Consider the following 17,678-nt stretch of genomic DNA (forward strand, 5'->3'; position numbering starts at 1 on the left):
ACCGCCGCCGCCGCCGCCGAAGCGATCACCGCCGCCACCGCCGCCGCCATAGCCGCCACTGCCGCCGCCGCCGAAACGATCGCCGCCGCCGCCGCCGCCATAACCGCCGCCGCCGCCGCCGAAGCGATCACCGCCGCCGCCATAGCCGCCACCGCCGCCGTAACCGCCGCCGCCGCCATAGGAGCTGCCGCCACCGTAGCTGCTGTCGTCGCCGCCGAAGTTGCCCTTGCCCTTGTCGCCGCGCTGCCCGCGCCGTCCTCGATCGAAACTCATGCCTAGTAAATCTTTCCCGGTCGCCCCTGCAGTGAAAAGCATGCACGCCGGGCGAGGCGCACGCGCTGTCCAGCACGAGCCAAGGCCGTGCCAAAGAATCGCCATAAAGTATTTTCCCATTCTCCGCGAGCGCTTTCGGCCAGTTGGTCGACAGATGGGACCAAAGGAAAAACAACTGTTGTATTATGGCCAGCCTATCGCGCCAGATTATTGATCCATGGCGGGTTTGCGCGCCTTTGCGATCACGCGGGCGGGGGTGCGGACGACGGTGATGGCGACGCTTTGCGATTGAGCCGGTGGCCGGCACCGCCTATGCGGTTCGGATGACAGTCCATTTTCACGAGGAGGATCTGCCGCTCGGCGTCCTCGCACCCGGCCCGATTGCGGTCGATACCGAGACGATGGGGTTGATGACCCCACGCGACCGCCTGTGCCTGGTGCAGATCAGCGACGGTCAGGGCGACGAGCATCTCGTCCGCTTCGGTCCCGGCAGCGACTATGCCGCGCCCAACCTGCGCGCCGTGCTGGCCGATCCCGCGCGGCTCAAACTCTATCATTTCGCCCGGTTCGATATCGCCGCGATCCAATATTATCTCGAAACGGTGGCGGCGCCGGTCTATTGCACGAAGACCGCGTCGCGGCTGATCCGGACCTACACCGATCGCCACGGGCTGAAGGAACTGGTCCGCGAACTGCTGGGCCAGGATATCAGCAAGCAACAGCAATCGTCCGATTGGGGCGCGCCCGAACTGAGCGACGCGCAGAAGGACTATGCCGCGTCCGACGTCCGGTTCCTGCACGCGATGAAGGCGAAGCTGGACGTGCGGCTGGAACGCGAAGGGCGGATGGCGCTGGCGCAGGCGTGCTTCGATTTCCTGCCCGCGCGTGCCGCGCTCGATATCGCCGGTTGGGCGGAGGTCGACATCTTCGCGCATGTCTGAGGCAGGCGCCCTTGCCCGCAACCGCCGCCGCGCCTGGGCCGCCCGCGGGGGCAGTCATGATCGCGTGATCGGCATCCTGCGGATCGTCTTGCCGCTGGCGATCGCCGCGCTGGCGATCGTGCTGGCGATCGCGCCCCTGCTCGGCGGCCGCGACGTCAGTTTCGTGCTCGCGAAGGACCGGGTCGATGTCGCGCGCGAACGCATGCGTGTGACGGAGGCCAATTATCGCGGACAGGACAGCAAGGGCCAGCCGTTTCAGCTGCGCGCCGCATCGGCGGTGCAGCAGACGTCGCGCGTCCCGGTGGTGCGCATGGACGATCTGTCGGCCCGCATCCAGCTGGACGACGGTCCGGCCACGATCGTCGCGCGCAAGGGCCGCTACGACATGGACACCGAAAAGGTCGCGATCGATGGCCAGGTGCTGTTCAGCGGCGCCAATGGCTACCGGATGCAGACGCGCGACGTCACCGTCGATCTTCAGACGCGCAGGATCGCGTCGGGCGGTCCGGTCGATGGCCGCGGCGAACTCGGCACGTTCCAGGGGGGGCACCTGACCGGGGATCTCAACACCCGCGTCCTCACGCTGACGCAGGGGGTGCGGTTGCAAATCCCGCGACGCCGGGCCAAGTGACGCGCATGATCCGCACCGCCGCCTGTACCCTGCTCCTGATCCTCGCCACGCCGGTCCTGGCGCAGACGTCGTCGGGTCTTGCCGGGCTCGACACCAACGGCCCGATCGACGTGTCGTCGGATTCGGGCACGCTTGCCAGCCGTGATGGCCGCGCGGTGTTGAACGGCAATGTCCGCGTCGCGCAGGGCAATCTGAAACTGGCGTCCGATCGTGCGACGATCACCTACCTGACGGTCGCCGGCAACCCGCAGATCCAGCGGCTCGATGCCAGCGGCGGTGTCACCCTGACCGCGCCGACCGAAACCGCGCGCAGCCAGTTCGCGATCTACGATCTCAACAAGCGGATCATCACCATGATCGGCGGCGTCGTCCTGACCCGCCAGGGTGGAAATCAGGTGCGCAGCCAGCGGCTGATCTATGACCTCAATTCCGGTCGCGCCAATGTCGACGGCGGTGCACAGGGTGGTCGCGTCACCGGGCGCTTCACGGTCCCCGACCGGCAATAACCGGTCGGGTACGGGCTTGCGGGTCAGTAGCCGCGCTGGCTCCGGGACGCCCGCCGCCGATCATATGCTTTCTTGGCGACGTAGCCGCCACCCAGGATCATGCCGAGCGGACCCAGCCGTCGCAGCCCCCCGGTCGCCACCATCCCCAGGATCGCGCCCTTTGTGCCGCCGCGCCCGTCGCGCCGGTCGATTTCGCGCCCGACCAGTGCACCGATGATCTTTCCGAACATGTATCGTCTCCTTCTATGCGTTGCGGCAACAGCGCGACAGCGTGGTTTCTGTTCCGCCGACCGCCATATCCTCTGCCGACCTGTTCCATGGTCGCGCCAGTGGACCTTTCGTCCGCCCGCGCTATTCTCACGGTCATGATGCGTATCGTCCTGCCGCTCGCGACCCTGATCCTAGGCGGTTGCACCACCATCACGGCGCCGCCACCCGCGCCCGCTTTGGCCGCCGCCGCGTCTCCGCTCGCCTCACATGCGATGATCGCGGCCGCCAATCCGCTGGCGGTCGACGCCGGGCTGGACATCCTGCGCCGCGGCGGCAGCGCGGTCGATGCCGCGGTCGCGGTGCAGGCGGTGCTCGGGCTGGTCGAACCGCAAAGCTCGGGCGTCGGCGGCGGCGCGTTCCTGGTCCATTATGATGCCCGTACTCGCCGCGTGACCGCCTATGACGGCCGCGAAACCGCGCCCGCCGCCGCCACGCCGACGCTGTTCACCAATCCCGATGGTACCGTGGAAAGTCGGGTTTCCGCGGTGCTGTCGGGCCGCTCGACCGGCGTCCCCGGCGCCATCGCGATGTTGGCGATGGCGCAGAAGGATCATGGCCGCCGCCCCTGGCCCACCCTGTTCGCCCCCGCTATCCGGCTTGCGACAGGCGGTTTCGTCGTGCCCCCCCGCATGGGCATGTCGATCGCCAGCGCCGCGCCGCAGGCGCAGACCCCCGACGCCCGTGCCTATTTCACCAAGCCGGACGGCACCCGCTATGCCGCCGGTGATCGCATGCGCAACCCGGCCTATGCCGCCACGCTCCGCCGGATCGCCGCCGATGGCCCGGCTGGCTTGCTGGACGGCCCGATCGCCGCCGCGATCGTGGCCAAGGTGCGGGAGGGCGCCCGCCCCGGCGCACTGACGCTCGCGGACATGAAGGCCTATCGCCCGCGCCGCACCGCCGCACTTTGCCGCCCTTATCGGATCTACACGATCTGCACGCCCGCGACCGAGTCCGGCGGGCTGGGCCTGCAGATCGCCCTCGGCGTGGTCGCCACCACGGATATCGACCGCCGCGATCCCGCCGATCCGCAGGGGTGGTTCCAGATCGCACAGGCCAGCCGCCTCGCTTATGCAGATCGCGATTATTTCGTGGGTGATCCCGCCTTCGTCGCGGTGCCGGTCGCCGGCCTGCTGGCGCCGGACTATCTTGCGGCCCGCGCACGCCTGATCGGCACCGTCGCCGGCCCTGCGCCCACCCATGGCGACCCCGCCCGCGCTCCGGCCCCGGGGGTCGATGCCACCATCGAACCCGGCGGCACCACCCATTTCGTGATCGCCGATGCCGCCGGCAATGTCGTGTCGATGACCACCACGGTCGAAAGCATCTTCGGATCGGGCCGCATGGTCGGCGGCTTCTTCCTGAACAACCAGCTGACCGATTTCAGCTTCGCACCGCTCGACCCGGACGGAACCCCCGCCGCCAACGCGGTCGCGGGTGGCAAGCGTCCGCGGTCCTCGATGGCGCCCGCGATCATTCTCGATGCGAACGGCGCTTTCCTCGCCGCGGCCGGATCCCCCGGCGGCTCCGCGATCCAAGCCTATAATCTGAAGGCGATCGTCGGCCTGCTCGACTGGAAATTGTCACCACAGGCCGCCGCCGCGCTCCCCAACCTGGTCGCCAGGGGCGATGCCTATTCCGGCGACACCGCGCTGTTCGCCCCGGCCACGGTCGCGGGCCTCGCCGCGCGCGGCATCGTCCTGCGCCCCGACGACCGCGAAAACAGCGGCGTCCACATCCTGCTCCGCCGCGCCGGCGGCTATGAAGGCGGCGCCGATCCCCGCCGTGACGGGGTCGCCAGGGGCTATTGAGCCGCCGCCTTCCGCGGCCTCAGCCGCCCACCCGTATGCCGACCCACAGCGTGCGGGGGGTCGCCCGTTCGTACACGCCGTTGCCGGTCACGCCCGCTTCGACCCGGCGGTTGGCCAGATTCTCGCCGCGCACCTGGATCGCCACCCGCCGTGTCACCGGCACCGCCACGGCGGCGTCGAACGTCACCGCATCGCCCAGCGACCGCGCATTCAGATCGTCCTCATATTGCGACGAGACATAGCGCACCGTTCCCGACGCCCGCAGCCCGCCCTGCACCCATGCCAGCGTCCCCGTCGCCTGATGCTGCGGCGTCTGCGCCGGATCACGGCCGTTCAGCGCCCGGGCCGATCCGTCGGCCGCAACCTGCGCATCGACATAGGCATAGGATGCGCTCAGCCGGAATGCGGCCAGCCGCGCCTCGCCTTCCACTTCCACACCGCGCGACCGGAGATGATCCAGGTTCTGCCGCTGGCGATAGGCACCGCCCGCCGCCACGAACCCCACGCCCGGGAACGTCCCCGGCCCGGTGCCCAGCGTCACATTGGCGATCGCATCGTCCAGCCGGTTCCAGAACAGGGTCGCGCCCAGCCGCATGCCGGCCGCCGGCCGCCAGTCGATTCCGCCATCCACGCCGCGTGACGTTTCCGGCTTCAACGCGGCGTTCGCGGCGGTCGCATCGGTCCCTGCGCGGAACGGACGATATAGTTCGTTCAGCGTCGGCAGGCGCCAGCCGAGATAGGCGGCGCTGCGCACCGTCACCTGGGGGGCGACGCTCCATGCAATCCCGCCGCGTGCGGTGGGTTCCCAACCGCTGCGATCGGCAAAGGCGGCGTTGGTCAGCACCGCGCCCGTCGATAGGGTATTTTCGCGCAGGAAACCGCCGCGAATCCACCAGCGGTCGATCCGCCCGCCCGCGGTCAGCGTCAGCGTATCGGTCGGCTCCACGGTCACATCGGCAAAGCCGCCCAGGGTCGCGGTCCGTCCGCCCGCCGCCCGCCGCCGGGTCGGCGCGGCCGCGACGAAGGTATAGAGTTCGCGCGTCTCGCCATCGGTCGTGCGCACGTCGCCGCCCAGCCGCAACGTGATCCCGTCGCCCAGCGGCGGCCGGATCTCGATCCGACCCCCTGCCCCGGTTGCGGGGGTATTATATTGATCCAGCGTCCGCGTGGCCGTGGTGCGGGCCGTGTTGATCCCGGCGAAGCTGCTGGTGAATTTCCGCACCTGCAAATAGCCGAGCACTTCATAACCCCAGGCCCCGCGCCCGATCAGCCGCAGGCTGGCATCCGCACCGACATTGCTGTTGCCGGTGAACGGCACGCCGCGCTCGCGCTGGTCATAGAAGCCGAGTCCGCTCGCCTGCACTTCGCTGTCCGCGCCGATCGGTGCCACGCCGCGCACGGCGACGCTGGCCTGCTCATAGGGGGATGGCCGATCCACCGGCCCGCGCGCCGATGCGATCACCGGAATGAACCCGTCGCCCCGCGCATAGCTGCCGGCGATGAAGCCGAACCCGGCGCCCAGCGGCGCTGCCACCATCGCGTGCGTATCCACCGAGTCACGGCTGCCATAGGCCAGGTCGGCCGCCAGGCCGTCGCTGTCCCCCGGCCCCGCGCTCGACAGTTCGATCGTGCCGGCCAGCGCGCCGGGGCCATAGACACCGCTCCCGCCCCCGCGGGTCACCCGCACCTGGCCCAGCCGCATCGGGTCGAACGCCGGAAAACTGACCCAGCCGCCGAAGGGGTCGACCTGCGGCACGCCGTCCAGCAGGACGAGCGCCCGGCTCGATGCGTTGCCGCCCAACCCGCGCAGCGTGGCGCCCTGGCTGGTCGGCTGTGCGGACCGGCTGTCCGACCGCCGGAATTGCTGAAACCCCGCCACGTCGCGCAACACATCTTCCAGCCGCCCGCTCGCCGTGCTGGTCAGCCGCGCGCGATCGATGGTGATGCTGTCATAGACGCGGTCGCCCGGCGCATCCGCCAGCCCGCGCCCGGTCACCACGATCTCGCTGGATACCGGCGGTACCGCCGCCGCCTGCACCATCAGAAACAAAGCCAACATCGACGAACCCCCACCTTATGATCTTCTTATGCTCTCGCTTCACGGCATCTATCGAGAACATGGTTAATTTCTTCTGCAATCTTCGTTAATTTGTCGGGGCCCGCCGGCGATAGCTCAGCGCCTCCGCGACATGCACCCGTCCCACCGTCTCCGAACCGCTCAGGTCGGCGATCGTCCGGCTCACGCGCAACACGCGGTGATAGCCCCGCGCCGTCAGCCGCATCGCCTCTGCCGCCTTCGCCAGCAACTGCCGCCCGGCCGCGTCCGGCGTTGCCACGCGGTCCAGCACGGCACCGTCGGCCTCGGCGTTGGTCCGCACGCCATCCCCGGCATAGCGCGCGGTCTGCACGTCGCGTGCCGCCGCCACCCGCCGGGCGACCTCCGCCGATCCTTCGGCCGGCGGCGGCAGGACCAGGTCGGCCGCGGTCACCGCGCCGACCTCGACATGCAGGTCGATGCGGTCGAGCAACGGCCCCGACAGCTTCGCCTGATAATCGGACGCACAGCGCGGCGCCCGCGCGCAGGCGAGCGCCGGGTCGCCCAGATGCCCGCACCGGCACGGATTCATCGCCGCGACCAGCTGGACCCGCGCCGGAAACGTAACGTGCGCGTTCGCCCGCGCGACCGATACCCGCCCGGTCTCCAGCGGCTGGCGCAGCGAATCCAGCACCGTACGCTGGAACTCGGGCAGCTCGTCCAGGAACAGCACGCCCAGATGCGCCAGGCTGACCTCGCCCGGCCGTACCTTCAGCCCGCCTCCCACCAGCGCCGCCATCGATGCGCTGTGGTGCGGCGCGCGATAGGGTCGCCGGCGGATCAGCCGCCCGTCCTGCAACAGTCCCGCCACCGACGCCACCATCGACACTTCCAGCGCCTCCGCCGGCGTCAGGTCGGGCAGGATACCGGGCAGGCACGCCGCCATCAGCGACTTGCCCGCCCCCGGCGGCCCCGCCATGATCAGATTGTGCCCGCCCGCCGCCGCGATCTCCAGCGCGCGCTTGGCGGTCTCCTGTCCCTTGACCTGTTTCAGGTCCGGACCCTCCGGCACCGCCGCGATCTCGCCCGGCAGCGGCGCCGGCAGCGGCGCCGTGCCCTTGAAATGGTTGAGCAGCGCCAGCAATCCCGGCGCGCCCACCACCTCGATCGATCCCGCCCACGCCGCTTCCGGTCCCTGCGCCGCGGGGCACACCAGCCCCAGCCCCTGTTCCGACGCGTGGAGTGCGGCCAGCAGCACGCCCGGCGTCCCTGATACCCGGCCGTCCAGCCCCAATTCGCCCACCACGACATAGGCGGCCAGCGTCTCGGCATCGATCACGCCCATCGCGCCCAGCAGCCCCAGCGCGATCGGCAGGTCGTAATGCGATCCCTCCTTCGGCAGGTCGGCGGGCGACAGGTTCACGGTGATCCGCTTCGGCGGCAACGCCAGCCCGATCGCGGTCAACGCCGATCGCACCCGCTCGCGGCTTTCCGCCACCGCCTTGTCGGCCAGCCCGACGATGTTGAACGCCGGCACGCCCGGCGCCAGCTGCACCTGCACCTCGACCGCGCGCGCTTCCAGCCCCAGATACGCCACCGTCGAAACATGCGCGACCATGCACTTCTCCCCCAATGACCGGCTATCAGGCGCACCACCGCGAAAGTCGAGGGGCTTCGGCGGCAGCTCTCAGATCAATATTCGTCACCCGCCCAGGTCGGACGCGGGGCGGGCATGGACCTAGCGTTGATCCATCGGTTAGGATTAGATCCGATACCCCTCGACAGGCACCGCCACAGCGGCCAGCCGCTATGTGGTGGTGGTGCTCCTCCGAAAACGATGCTCAGGATCGGGAACAAAAATGCTGCGTGCCGACGTGAACCAAGCCATTCTCGACCTGTACGAACGCCCCTCCTACCTAGAAATCGGCGTGTTCGACGGCAACACGTTCAACGCGGTCCGCGCGGCGCGCAAGGTCGCCGTTGACATTGCATTCTCATGTGATCTCGCGGCGGAGCGCGTTGCCGTCGCCGGGCAAGATGTCCATTTTCACGAATGTTCCAGCGACGACTATTTTGCCCATATCATCGGGAACGATTGTTTCGACGTCATTTTCATCGATGGGCTCCATACGTTCGATCAGACGCTGCGCGATCTGTTGAACGCAATTGGACATCTGCGGGAAGGTGGCACGATTGTAATCGATGACGTCCTACCGCCAAGCTACGCCGCATCGCTCCCATCGCAACGGGATTCGAATGCGTTTCGCGCAGCGCGCGGAATTCGGAATGTCGATTGGATGGGCGATGTCTATCGCGTGATCTTCTTCCTGCGGGACTATTTGCCCGGCTTCAGCTTCGCGACACTGGTCGAGAATCACGGCGAAACGGTGCTTTGGAGGCAAACCCGCGCAGTCGATGCGGCCACCCGACCCGTAGAGCAGATCAGCAGACTCGGCTTCGCCGATTGCCAGCTTCATCGCGAAGCCTTCAACATCCGTCCATTCGGCGATATCATGGATCTCCTGCGCGCCCGACGCCGTTGATCGCGGCAGGCTGCAATCGCGTCATACAAATCTGTGGCCGGTGGCTCCTCGCCTTTCCGGGTGCACGCTCTTCGCTGCTACAAGTTGGTGCCTAAGGAGTGAGCGATCGGCAAGTCGGCGAGCGACAAGTTGCCGATGATCTGCCTGGCCGCAGCGCGAGCCCCATCGCCGTCAGTACCCATTGTATCGCTCGCGGCTTTCGGGCACCGCCCCGCCCGCCATCCCGACGGCCGCGAACGCCTACAATCTCGGCGCCAACTGCACCTGCATCTAGCTTCACGAACGGCACCAGAAGAGGAGTCGCGTCAGCGCCAAGGGCCCGTTGAATGAGGATATCGCATTCTTCATCCGCGCCGACGCTTCCCGCCTCTACCAACAAGATGGCGCCGGAAACCTCGGCCGAGAATTCGCTTACCCGCCGCGTGGCACAAGCGGGCACCAGCAACAAGGGGGTGGGTCAGTGACGGTTCATGATCCATGAGTTGTGTGATCCAAGGCTGGATCATTCCTCGGCTCAAGTCCGATCAGGTCCGTAGCCTGAAACCTGGCTCAAGATCCGAGATTGTGAAAACTCCATACCCCGCAGCCGCACCGCCGGGGTGTCAAATCCAGACGGCGTCTTCAGTCTGGTGCCATTGACTCAGCACATAGCTTTGCCTATCCGGGCCGCGCTCCGGCCGCACGCTCGTCGCGCGGCCTTTTGACGTTGATGCCCAAGGAATGACCGATGAAGCGCACTTTCCAGCCGTCGAACCTCGTCCGTGCCCGCCGTCACGGCTTCCGCACGCGCTCGGCGACGCCGGGTGGACGCAAGATCCTGGCGGCGCGCCGGGCGCGCGGTCGCAAGGTGCTGTCGGCCTGATCACCTTGACGCGCCGCGCGGATTTCGTCGCGGCGAATGGGGGGCGCCGGGCACCGATGCCCGGCTTCATCCTTCAGATGCGACCGCGCGGCGATACCGATCCCGCGATCCGCATCGGCTACACCGTTACCAAGAAAGTCGGGAACGCCGTCGTCCGCAATCGCCTGAAACGGCGGCTGCGAGCACTGGCCCGCGCGGCGCTGCCCACAGGTGGCATGCCGGGGGCGGATCATGTCCTCATCGGGCGCAGCGCCGGTATCGACCGCCCGTTCGCCGATCTCGCGCGCGATCTCGACAAGGCGCTGGCCAAGCTGAAACGATGATCGGCCGGGTCGCCGCGCTGGTGCTGATCACCGTTGCGCGCGCGTGGCAGATCGGCCCGTCCCGCCTGCTGCCCCCAACCTGTCGCTACACGCCCAGTTGTTCGGCCTATGCGATCGAGGCCTTGTCGCGCTATGGGGCGGCAAAGGGTGGCTGGCTCGCCACCCGCCGGTTGCTGCGTTGCCACCCTTGGGGTGGCTGCGGCGCCGATCCAGTTCCATGAGATATCGGGGTGCATTCCGTTGAATAGCGAAAACCGCAACCTGATCCTCGCGATCATATTGTCCGCGCTCGTGCTGTTCGGATGGAGCGTGGTCTCCAACCGGCTGCTGCCCACCGCCACGCCCGCCACCACCAGGATCGTCGCGGGCAAGCCCGTCCCCCTGCCGCAGCCGCAGGCCGACCCCGCGCAGGACGGCCCCCTCGCCGCGCGCGACCGCGCCGTCGTGCTGCGCGAAAGCCCGCGCGTCCGGATCGCGACGCCGAAACTGGCCGGTTCGATCAACCTGCGCGGCGCACGCATCGACGATCTCACCCTCACCGCTTATGGGGAAACGATCGCGAAGAACGCGCCGCCGATCCGGCTGCTGTCGCCCGGCGGGACGGGCGACGCCTATTTCGCCGGCTTCGGCTGGACGGGCGCAGGCGCCGCGCTGCCCGGCGCCGATACCGTCTGGACCGCCGACGGCACCACGCTCGCACCTGGCCGCCCCGTAACGCTCAGCTGGAACAACGGTCGCGGTCAGGTCTATCGCCTGCGGTTCGCGGTCGATGCCAATTACATGTTCACCGTGACGCAGACGGTCGGCAACGCCGGCACGGGCCCGGTCGCGGTGCAACCCTATGCGCTGATCAGCCGCACCGGTGTGTCGAAGGACCCCGATGGCTGGACGATGCACACCGGCCCGATCTCGACGATCGATGGCAAGACCAATTACGGCCCCAACTTCAAGGAACTTGACGGCGCCGGCGCGACCGGCATCAGCTACAGCTCGACCGGCGGCTGGCTCGGCTTCGGCGACAAATATTGGCTTGCCGCGCTTGCCCCGGAACAGACGGTGCCGTTCGACGCCGCCTTCCGCGCCGGCGATGGCCAGCGATATCAGGCGCAACTCACCAACCGCTCGCGCGTGATCGCGCCGGGCAAGCAGTCCAGCGTCACCCAGCATTTCTTCGCCGGTGCCAAGGAAGTCGCGACACTCGACGGGTATGAATCGTCGCTCGGCATTTCCCATCTCGGCCGCGCGATCGACTGGGGCTGGTTCGAAATTCTCGAAAAGCCCATCTTCACCGTGCTCGACTGGCTGTTCAAGGCGGTCGGCAATTTCGGCGTGGCCATCATCCTGCTGACCGTGCTGGTGAAGGCGCTGATGTTCCCGATCGCGCAGAAACAGTTCCAGTCGATGGCCGGCATGCGCGTCATCCAGCCCAAGATGAAGCTGCTTCAGGAACGCTACAAGGATGACAAGCCCAAGCTGCAGGCGGAAATGCTGGAGTTGTACAAGACGGAGAAGGTCAACCCGATGTCGGGCTGCCTGCCGATCCTGATCCAGATTCCGATCGGCTATGCGCTGTACAAGGTGCTGATGCTGACGATCGAGATGCGGCACCAGCCGTTCGCGCTGTGGATCAAGGATCTGTCCGCGCCCGATCCGCTGACCCCGGTCAACCTGTTCGGCATGCTGGCCTTCACCCCGCCGCACATGATCGCGATCGGCGTCATCCCGATCCTGCTCGGCGTCACGCAATATTTCCAGTTCAAGCTCAACCCCGCACCCGCCGATCCGACGCAGGCACAGATCTTCGCGATCATGCCCTGGGTGTTCATGTTCATCATGGCGCCCTATGCGGTCGGGCTGCTGCTCTACTGGATCACCAGCAACCTGCTGACCATCGCGCAGCAAAGCTGGTTCTACAGCCGCTATCCCGGCATGAAGACCGCGCCCGTCGCGACAATCAAGCCGGCCAAAACGCCCAAGAAGTAACGCCCGCGCCGTATTGGTTCGAGCGTGTCGAGAACCGCCCCCCGGTCGCAAACCGGGGGTATCGCACCTCAGGACCAGCCCATGACCGATGACGAGATCCCCTCCGCCGCCGACTTGGTCGAACCCGCCCGCCGGTTGTTCGCCGGGCCGATCGGCTTCCTGAAATCCGCGCCGGCGCTGGAACATCTGCCCAGCCCGGACGTGGCGGAGGTGACGTTCGCCGGTCGGTCCAATGTCGGCAAATCCTCACTGCTGAACGCGCTCACTGGCCGCAACACGCTCGCCCGCACGTCCAACACACCGGGGCGGACGCAGGAACTCAATTTCTTCGACGTCGGCGATCCGCTCGTCTTTCGGCTGGTCGACATGCCCGGCTACGGCTTTGCCAAGGCGCCCAAGGACATGGTCCGCAAATGGCGGTTTCTGGTGAATGACTATCTGCGCGGCCGCGTCGTCCTGAAACGCGCGCTGGTCCTGATCGACAGCCGCCACGGCACCAAGGATGTCGATCGCGAGATCATGACGATGCTCGACAAGGCCGCCGTGTCCTACCGCCTCGTCCTGACCAAGGCCGACAAGATCAAGGCAAGCGAACTGGCGGCTATCACCGCCGCCACGATCGCGGAGGCGCGCAAGCATGTCGCCGCCCACCCCGAAATCCTGGTCACCTCCAGCGAAACCGGCCTCGGCATCCCCGAACTCCGCGCCGCCGTCCTCGAAGCGATCCTCCACTAAACACCTTCTCCTCTCCGTCCGGGAGGGAGGGACCCATTCGCCCTTGCGAATGGGAGGGTGAGGGTGAAGCCGACACCCTTGCCCCAAAAACAACCGCAAGGCACAAGCCCCACATTCGGGGGGAACACAGATGCAGATCATCATCGGCAACAAGGCCTATAGCAGCTGGTCGATGCGCGGCTGGCTCGCCGTGCGCCTGTCCGGTCTGGTCCACGACGAAACCCTGATCCCGATGTGGAGCGAGGAATGGGACGCCGCGCAGGCGACACCCCCCTTTCGCGCGTCCGCCGGCAAGGTACCGATCCTGATCGATGGCGACGCAGTCGTCTGGGACAGCTTGGCGATCGTCGACTATCTCGCGGACATGGTCGGCCGCGACCGCTTCTGGCCCGCCGATCCCGCCGCCCGCGCGCTGGCGCGGTCGATGGCCGCGGAAATGCACAGCAGCTATCCCGATCTCCGCCGCCACTGCACGATGAACGTCCGCCGCCACTATCCCGCCGCCGCACTGCCGGATGCGGTCCAGACGGATGTCGACCGCATCGTCGCGCTCTGGACGGAGGCGCGCACCCGCTTCGGCGGCGGCGGCGACTATCTGTTCGGCGATTACGGCGCCGCCGACCTGATCTTCGCGCCGGTCGCTACCCGCTTCCGCACCTATGCCATCCCGCTCCCGCCGGTCGCCGAAGCTTACGCCACCACTCTCCTCCGCCACCCCGACGTCGCCGCCTGGATCGACGCCGCCCGGACGGAACCCTGGGTCGTCGCGAAATATGAGCTTTCCTCCGATGCATGACAACAACCCTCTCCCCTCCGGGGGGAGGGTTGGGAGAGGGGCCGGCCCGGACGCGACGCCCTTAGGAATGATGATGCTCGACCCTGTTACCCTCACCGCCGATCTGATCGCCTGCCCCAGCGTGACGCCCGCCGATGCGGGTGCGCTCGATGTCTTGGCTACCGCGCTCGAATCGATCGGCTTTACCGTCGAAACCTTCTGGACCGGCGAAGCCCCCGATGGCCCGGTCCGCAACCTGTTCGCCAGCCGCGGATCGGGCCGCCCGCATTTCGCCTTTGCAGGCCATACCGACGTCGTCCCCGCCACCCCGGACGCGTTCGTCCCCGCGATCCGCGGCGACCTCCTCCACGGCCGCGGCGCGGTCGATATGAAGGGGGCGATCGCTGCCTTCGTCGCGGCGGCCGCGGGCATTCCCGATCATGGCGGCACGCTCAGCCTGCTCATCACCGGGGACGAGGAAGGCCCCGCCACCTATGGCACGCTCGCGTTGATGGACTGGATGGCGGCGCGTGGCATCCGCCCCGATCTGTGCCTGGTCGGCGAACCGACGTCCGAAACCCGGCTGGGCGACACGATCAAGATCGGCCGGCGCGGTTCGGTCAACATCCAGATCGCCGTCGCCGGAACACAGGGGCACGTCGCCTATCCGCACCTCGCCGACAATCCGATCCCGCGCCTGACCGCCATCCTCGCGGAGGTGCAGGCCCTCCAGCTCGACGACGGCACCGACTGGTTTCAGCCATCGAACCTGGAGGTCACCGACATCACCGTGGGCAACCCTGCGACCAACATCATCCCGGCGGCGGCCACGGCGCGGCTCAACATCCGCTTTAACGATCTGCAACGCGGCGCGGATCTGGTCGCCCGGATTCGCGCCATCGTCGAACGCCATGGTGGCACGCAGTCCGCCAGGATTTCGGGCGAGGCTTTCCTGACGCAACCCGGCACCCTCTCCGATCTGGTCGCCACGGCGATCCGCGCGCAGACCGGGGTCGATCCGGTTCTCTCCACCGGCGGCGGCACCTCGGACGCGCGCTTCCTGTCGCGGCTCTGCCCGGTCGTCGAATTCGGCCTGCTCAATGCCACCATGCACAAGCTGGACGAAGCCGTCGCCGTCGCCGACCTGCACGCGCTGAGTGCGATCTACGCCGATATCCTCCGCGCCGCGCTGCCCGCGCCGGCCGCGGACGCGCTGTAATCCCGAAACATTTTGTCACGGCCATGTTGCGTGGCAGCAAAGTCGGGGTGCCATATCCTCCGGAGCAATGACGGAGACGCTTCGATGGCTTTCGATTTTCAGCTCAACCGCGACGAACTGTACAGCGCGCTGTTCATCCTGCTCGCGATCATGACGTTCGTGACCGTTCACGGCCTGCGCGCCCGCTGACCATCGTGGGGGGCAAGGCTCGCCCCCCGGTCTCTGAGAATATACTGGTTGCGCCTATCCGCGCACCCGCCGCAGGATGACATATAACGCGCCCGCCCCGCCGTGCCGCGGATGCGCATGGCGAACCGCCGCGATCCGCCCGGCATGGGATGATCCGGTCAGCCAGTCGCCGATCACCGCGCGGATCGCACCCCTTCCCGGCCGATCCAGCGCGCTGCCGCGCACCTTCGGCGGTTTGCCGGTGACCAGCAACATCATCCGCGCACCGGTCGCCAGCGCGTTGCCCAGCCCGGCCTCCAGCACGGAATGCGCCTGGACCAGGGTATAACCATGGAGGTCGATCACGACATCCGGCTGCACCATCCCACGCCGCAATCGCCGGTCCCATCCACCGTCCAGCGTCTCGCCGGGCGGGGCAGCCGGCGGCTTCGGCATCGCGCGCGCCGCCGGCACCGCCGGCATGGCTCGTCCGCGCGGCACCGAAGCCGGCGGCGTCATCGTCACCGGTGTCGGTTGTGGCATGGCCATCGGCGCCAGCGGGCGCACATCGGCGATCACCCGCCGCCACAGCGCCTGTTCGTCAGGGGCGAGCCGGCGTCCCGCCATCGTCCCCGCTTCCCGCCCCGGCCCCGAACGCCGCGCCAGTCAACCGTGCCACCGTACCGATCGGCAACAGCAACCACGCCTGCCCGCGCGCCGACATGCCGCCCGCCACCGTCCGCGCCTCCGCGCCCGATCCCCAATAGGTGTCGAACCGGTTGGCGCCCTTGATCGCGCCGCCCGTATCCTGCGCCACCCACAATCCGCTCGCCTCGCCATGATCCATCGACAGGAACAGCGGCGCGCCCAGCGGCGTGAACGCCGGGTCCGCGGCGACCGTCGTCCGGCCCATCACCGGAAACCCCATTGCCCCCAGCGGCCCGGCCCCACCCAGTTCGCGAAAGAAGACGAAGCTCTTGTTGGCGTTCATGATCGCGGCGCCGCCGTCCGGCTCCTGCCGCAGGCGCGCGATGATGCCCTGCATCGACGTCGAATCATTGGGACCGAACAGTCCACGATCCTTCATGTACCGGCCGATGCCGGTATATTCACGGCCATTCTGCGTGGCATAGCCCACCCGCATGATCCCGCCATCGGGCAGGCGCAACAGCCCCGATCCCTGCACCTGCAGGAAGAACATCTCGATCGGATCATGCGCCCAGGCGACCACCGGCGCATGCGCGCCCAATTCGCCCGCCACGATCCGGCTGCGGTCCGGATACAGCGTCAGCGCGCTGCCCTGCACCTGCCCGCGGATCTTGCGGCCTTTCAGGTCGGGCGCGAACAGCCCCAGATCGACATCGATCAGGTCATCCGGCCGGCCATAGATCGGCACCTCATATCCCGGTCGCCGCGTGCGCGATCCCGCGATTTCCGGCTCGTAATAGCCGGTCGCGAACGCCCGCCCGTCGCCCACCACCACCGGCTCCAGATAGCGGGCGAAAAAACCGAGCGCATCCTCGCGAGGCCAGCTTGCCGCCGCGGCACAGGCGGGTTGCCAATCGGCCGGCCGAGTCAGTCCGCTGCGATCGGTCCGCCTGACCAGCGACGGGCAGCTGATTCGAAACGCGGCCAGCGCCGCGCGCGCTTCCGGATCGGTCGCGCCCAGCGCCGCGAACGGCGGTCCTGCCCGCACGCCGCTTGCCGCGGCGCTCGTCGCACCCGGCACCGCCAGATAAGGTGGAGACATTGGCGGAACGATGGCGCGCGGCACCACCCGCACCGGGCCGGGCGTCAGGCTGGTCGGCGGCGGCAATCTGGCCTCCATCCGCGCCGTTTCGGGCGGACGGTCGATCGCCGGCCTGCCGCCGGACGCCACCGGCCGCTCTGTGGTCGCGCATCCCGCCAGCAGCAGCGCGACCGTCGCGGCCGCGCACGAACGCCGGATCACGCCGCCTCGTCGGTTTCGACCAGGATCCAGTTGGGATCACTCGCCCGCACGCTGCGCGCGAACGTCCACACGTCATGCGTGCTGACCGCATCGCTCACCGATCCCGCGATCACATTCTGTTCCGCATCACGGGTTACCGCCGCGATATCGGCATCGAACCGCACCACGATCGTGGCCGTCTGGCCGTCGACGCGCACCGCATCGATCATCGCGCGCTCGATCGACACCAGCCGGTTGTCCAGAACATGCCCGGCCGCCCGCCGCTCGGCGATCGCGTCGACGAACGCCGCCCGCACGTCGGCATCGACCAGCGTTTCCAGCGCGGCCTCGTCGCCCGCCCAATAGGCTTCCAGGATCATGCGATAGGCGGACTGCGCGCCTTCCAGGAACCGGGCGACATCGAACTGCGGATCGGCCGACACCAACGCACGCAGGCCGTCCCGGGCCCGGGCATCGATCGTCGGCTCGCCCGCGGCCGCCGGATCGGGTTTCGCGTCCATCATGCCGCGCGGTAACGCCGTCACCGCTTTGGTCTCCACCGGCTTCACGATCGGTTGTTCATGCCCGGTGCGTTTGCCCAGGACGCTGTACAGCCGCAATCCGACGAAGAAGAAGACCAATGCCAGGATGATGATCGTTTCCACCGAGCCTC

General features: G+C 68.0%; 18 protein-coding genes and 1 pseudogene. 12 read left to right on the forward strand and 7 right to left on the reverse strand.

Translation table 11 applies throughout. From position 1 onward, the window contains the following. Positions 1-273 (reverse strand): annotated as a pseudogene (locus VF649_RS14480) (cold-shock protein); the annotation flags it as partial. A gap of 323 nt (positions 274-596) precedes the next feature. Here VF649_RS14480 and VF649_RS14485 point away from each other — a divergent pair. Genes VF649_RS14485 through VF649_RS14495 form a run of 3 tightly spaced genes read left to right on the forward strand, consistent with a single transcriptional unit; the run spans position 597 to position 2,351 of the window. Further along, the gene (locus tag VF649_RS14485; RefSeq protein WP_331012666.1) at positions 597-1,214 is read left to right on the forward strand and encodes a ribonuclease H-like domain-containing protein; all 618 of its coding nucleotides are present in this window, start codon (positions 597-599) and stop codon (positions 1,212-1,214) included. Continuing rightward, positions 1,207-1,845, forward strand: a complete 639-nt coding sequence (gene lptC / locus VF649_RS14490) for an LPS export ABC transporter periplasmic protein LptC (RefSeq protein ID WP_331012667.1) — start codon at positions 1,207-1,209, stop codon at positions 1,843-1,845. Before VF649_RS14485 ends, lptC begins: the two co-directional genes overlap by 8 nt. A 5-nt stretch (positions 1,846-1,850) precedes the next feature. Further along, positions 1,851-2,351 carry an LptA/OstA family protein gene (locus tag VF649_RS14495; protein ID WP_331012668.1) on the forward strand — a complete coding sequence of 167 codons (501 nt, stop codon included), beginning with the start codon at positions 1,851-1,853 and terminating at the stop codon, positions 2,349-2,351. 23 nt (positions 2,352-2,374) lie between these two features. Here VF649_RS14495 and VF649_RS14500 read toward each other — a convergent pair whose 3' ends face one another. Further along, a complete protein-coding gene (locus VF649_RS14500; protein WP_331012669.1) occupies positions 2,375-2,581 on the reverse strand; it encodes a hypothetical protein in 207 nt (68 codons plus the stop codon). A gap of 135 nt (positions 2,582-2,716) precedes the next feature. On the opposite strand from VF649_RS14500, the gene VF649_RS14505 reads away from it, so the two are divergent. Further along, positions 2,717-4,432: a gamma-glutamyltransferase family protein gene (locus tag VF649_RS14505; RefSeq protein ID WP_414713691.1), complete on the forward strand. Its 1,716-nt coding sequence runs from the start codon at positions 2,717-2,719 to the stop codon at positions 4,430-4,432. 19 nt (positions 4,433-4,451) lie between these two features. Here VF649_RS14505 and VF649_RS14510 read toward each other — a convergent pair whose 3' ends face one another. Next, the gene (locus VF649_RS14510; protein WP_331012670.1) at positions 4,452-6,491 is read right to left on the reverse strand and encodes a TonB-dependent receptor; all 2,040 of its coding nucleotides are present in this window, start codon (positions 6,489-6,491) and stop codon (positions 4,452-4,454) included. Positions 6,492-6,576: 85 nt separating this feature from the next. Then, positions 6,577-8,085, reverse strand: a complete 1,509-nt coding sequence (locus VF649_RS14515) for a YifB family Mg chelatase-like AAA ATPase (RefSeq protein ID WP_331012671.1) — start codon at positions 8,083-8,085, stop codon at positions 6,577-6,579. Positions 8,086-8,326: 241 nt separating this feature from the next. Here VF649_RS14515 and VF649_RS14520 point away from each other — a divergent pair, with 241 nt between their 5' ends. The 8 genes from VF649_RS14520 to dapE all read left to right on the forward strand — a co-directional run bounded on the left by VF649_RS14520 (position 8,327) and on the right by dapE (position 14,907). After that, positions 8,327-9,010 carry a class I SAM-dependent methyltransferase gene (locus tag VF649_RS14520; protein ID WP_331012672.1) on the forward strand — a complete coding sequence of 228 codons (684 nt, stop codon included), beginning with the start codon at positions 8,327-8,329 and terminating at the stop codon, positions 9,008-9,010. A gap of 727 nt (positions 9,011-9,737) precedes the next feature. Continuing rightward, positions 9,738-9,872: a 50S ribosomal protein L34 gene (gene rpmH, locus VF649_RS14525; protein WP_076071284.1), complete on the forward strand. Its 135-nt coding sequence runs from the start codon at positions 9,738-9,740 to the stop codon at positions 9,870-9,872. A 5-nt stretch (positions 9,873-9,877) separates the two neighbouring features. Beyond that, positions 9,878-10,195: a ribonuclease P protein component gene (rnpA, locus tag VF649_RS14530; RefSeq protein ID WP_331012673.1), complete on the forward strand. Its 318-nt coding sequence runs from the start codon at positions 9,878-9,880 to the stop codon at positions 10,193-10,195. Beyond that, positions 10,192-10,416 (forward strand): membrane protein insertion efficiency factor YidD, encoded by a 225-nt coding sequence (yidD, locus tag VF649_RS14535; RefSeq protein ID WP_331012674.1) that lies wholly within the window; start codon positions 10,192-10,194, stop codon positions 10,414-10,416. The genes rnpA and yidD overlap by 4 nt, the downstream gene beginning before the upstream one ends. A gap of 19 nt (positions 10,417-10,435) precedes the next feature. After that, positions 10,436-12,178, forward strand: a complete 1,743-nt coding sequence (gene yidC / locus VF649_RS14540; protein WP_331012675.1) for a membrane protein insertase YidC — start codon at positions 10,436-10,438, stop codon at positions 12,176-12,178. A gap of 81 nt (positions 12,179-12,259) precedes the next feature. Continuing rightward, positions 12,260-12,913: a ribosome biogenesis GTP-binding protein YihA/YsxC gene (yihA, locus tag VF649_RS14545; protein WP_331012676.1), complete on the forward strand. Its 654-nt coding sequence runs from the start codon at positions 12,260-12,262 to the stop codon at positions 12,911-12,913. A 130-nt stretch (positions 12,914-13,043) separates the two neighbouring features. Further along, positions 13,044-13,709 carry a glutathione S-transferase gene (locus VF649_RS14550; RefSeq protein ID WP_331012677.1) on the forward strand — a complete coding sequence of 222 codons (666 nt, stop codon included), beginning with the start codon at positions 13,044-13,046 and terminating at the stop codon, positions 13,707-13,709. A 73-nt stretch (positions 13,710-13,782) separates the two neighbouring features. Then, positions 13,783-14,907, forward strand: coding sequence for a succinyl-diaminopimelate desuccinylase (gene dapE / locus VF649_RS14555; protein ID WP_331012678.1), 1,125 nt, complete (start codon positions 13,783-13,785; stop codon positions 14,905-14,907). 243 nt (positions 14,908-15,150) lie between these two features. Here the strand turns inward: dapE and VF649_RS14560 are convergent, their stop codons facing one another. Genes VF649_RS14560 through VF649_RS14570 form a run of 3 tightly spaced genes read right to left on the reverse strand, consistent with a single transcriptional unit; the run spans position 15,151 to position 17,670 of the window. Beyond that, positions 15,151-15,702 (reverse strand): Smr/MutS family protein, encoded by a 552-nt coding sequence (locus VF649_RS14560; RefSeq protein ID WP_331012679.1) that lies wholly within the window; start codon positions 15,700-15,702, stop codon positions 15,151-15,153. After that, a complete protein-coding gene (locus tag VF649_RS14565) occupies positions 15,677-17,026 on the reverse strand; it encodes a murein transglycosylase A (protein ID WP_331012680.1) in 1,350 nt (449 codons plus the stop codon). The genes VF649_RS14560 and VF649_RS14565 overlap by 26 nt, the downstream gene beginning before the upstream one ends. Continuing rightward, entirely contained in the window at positions 17,023-17,670 is a 648-nt protein-coding gene (locus tag VF649_RS14570) for a Tim44/TimA family putative adaptor protein (RefSeq protein WP_331012681.1), read from the reverse strand. Before VF649_RS14570 ends, VF649_RS14565 begins: the two co-directional genes overlap by 4 nt. Positions 17,671-17,678 lie beyond the last annotated feature (8 nt).

This window comes from Sphingomonas sp. (assembly GCF_036387535.1).
Classification (GTDB): domain Bacteria; phylum Pseudomonadota; class Alphaproteobacteria; order Sphingomonadales; family Sphingomonadaceae; genus Sphingomonas_R.

Bases quoted from the DNA above. Each gene is read 5' to 3' on its own strand.
- VF649_RS14485 (WP_331012666.1), top strand. From the start codon at position 597: ATGACAGTCCATTTTCACGAGGAGGATCTGCCGCTCGGCGTCCTCGCA.
- lptC (WP_331012667.1), top strand. From the start codon at position 1,207: ATGTCTGAGGCAGGCGCCCTTGCCCGCAACCGCCGCCGCGCCTGGGCC.
- VF649_RS14495 (WP_331012668.1), top strand. From the start codon at position 1,851: ATGATCCGCACCGCCGCCTGTACCCTGCTCCTGATCCTCGCCACGCCG.
- VF649_RS14500 (WP_331012669.1), bottom strand. From the start codon at position 2,581: ATGTTCGGAAAGATCATCGGTGCACTGGTCGGGCGCGAAATCGACCGG.
- VF649_RS14505 (WP_414713691.1), top strand. From the start codon at position 2,717: ATGATGCGTATCGTCCTGCCGCTCGCGACCCTGATCCTAGGCGGTTGC.
- VF649_RS14510 (WP_331012670.1), bottom strand. From the start codon at position 6,491: ATGTTGGCTTTGTTTCTGATGGTGCAGGCGGCGGCGGTACCGCCGGTA.
- VF649_RS14515 (WP_331012671.1), bottom strand. From the start codon at position 8,085: ATGGTCGCGCATGTTTCGACGGTGGCGTATCTGGGGCTGGAAGCGCGC.
- VF649_RS14520 (WP_331012672.1), top strand. From the start codon at position 8,327: ATGCTGCGTGCCGACGTGAACCAAGCCATTCTCGACCTGTACGAACGC.
- rpmH (WP_076071284.1), top strand. From the start codon at position 9,738: ATGAAGCGCACTTTCCAGCCGTCGAACCTCGTCCGTGCCCGCCGTCAC.
- yidD (WP_331012674.1), top strand. From the start codon at position 10,192: ATGATCGGCCGGGTCGCCGCGCTGGTGCTGATCACCGTTGCGCGCGCG.
- yihA (WP_331012676.1), top strand. From the start codon at position 12,260: ATGACCGATGACGAGATCCCCTCCGCCGCCGACTTGGTCGAACCCGCC.
- VF649_RS14550 (WP_331012677.1), top strand. From the start codon at position 13,044: ATGCAGATCATCATCGGCAACAAGGCCTATAGCAGCTGGTCGATGCGC.
- dapE (WP_331012678.1), top strand. From the start codon at position 13,783: ATGCTCGACCCTGTTACCCTCACCGCCGATCTGATCGCCTGCCCCAGC.
- VF649_RS14560 (WP_331012679.1), bottom strand. From the start codon at position 15,702: ATGGCGGGACGCCGGCTCGCCCCTGACGAACAGGCGCTGTGGCGGCGG.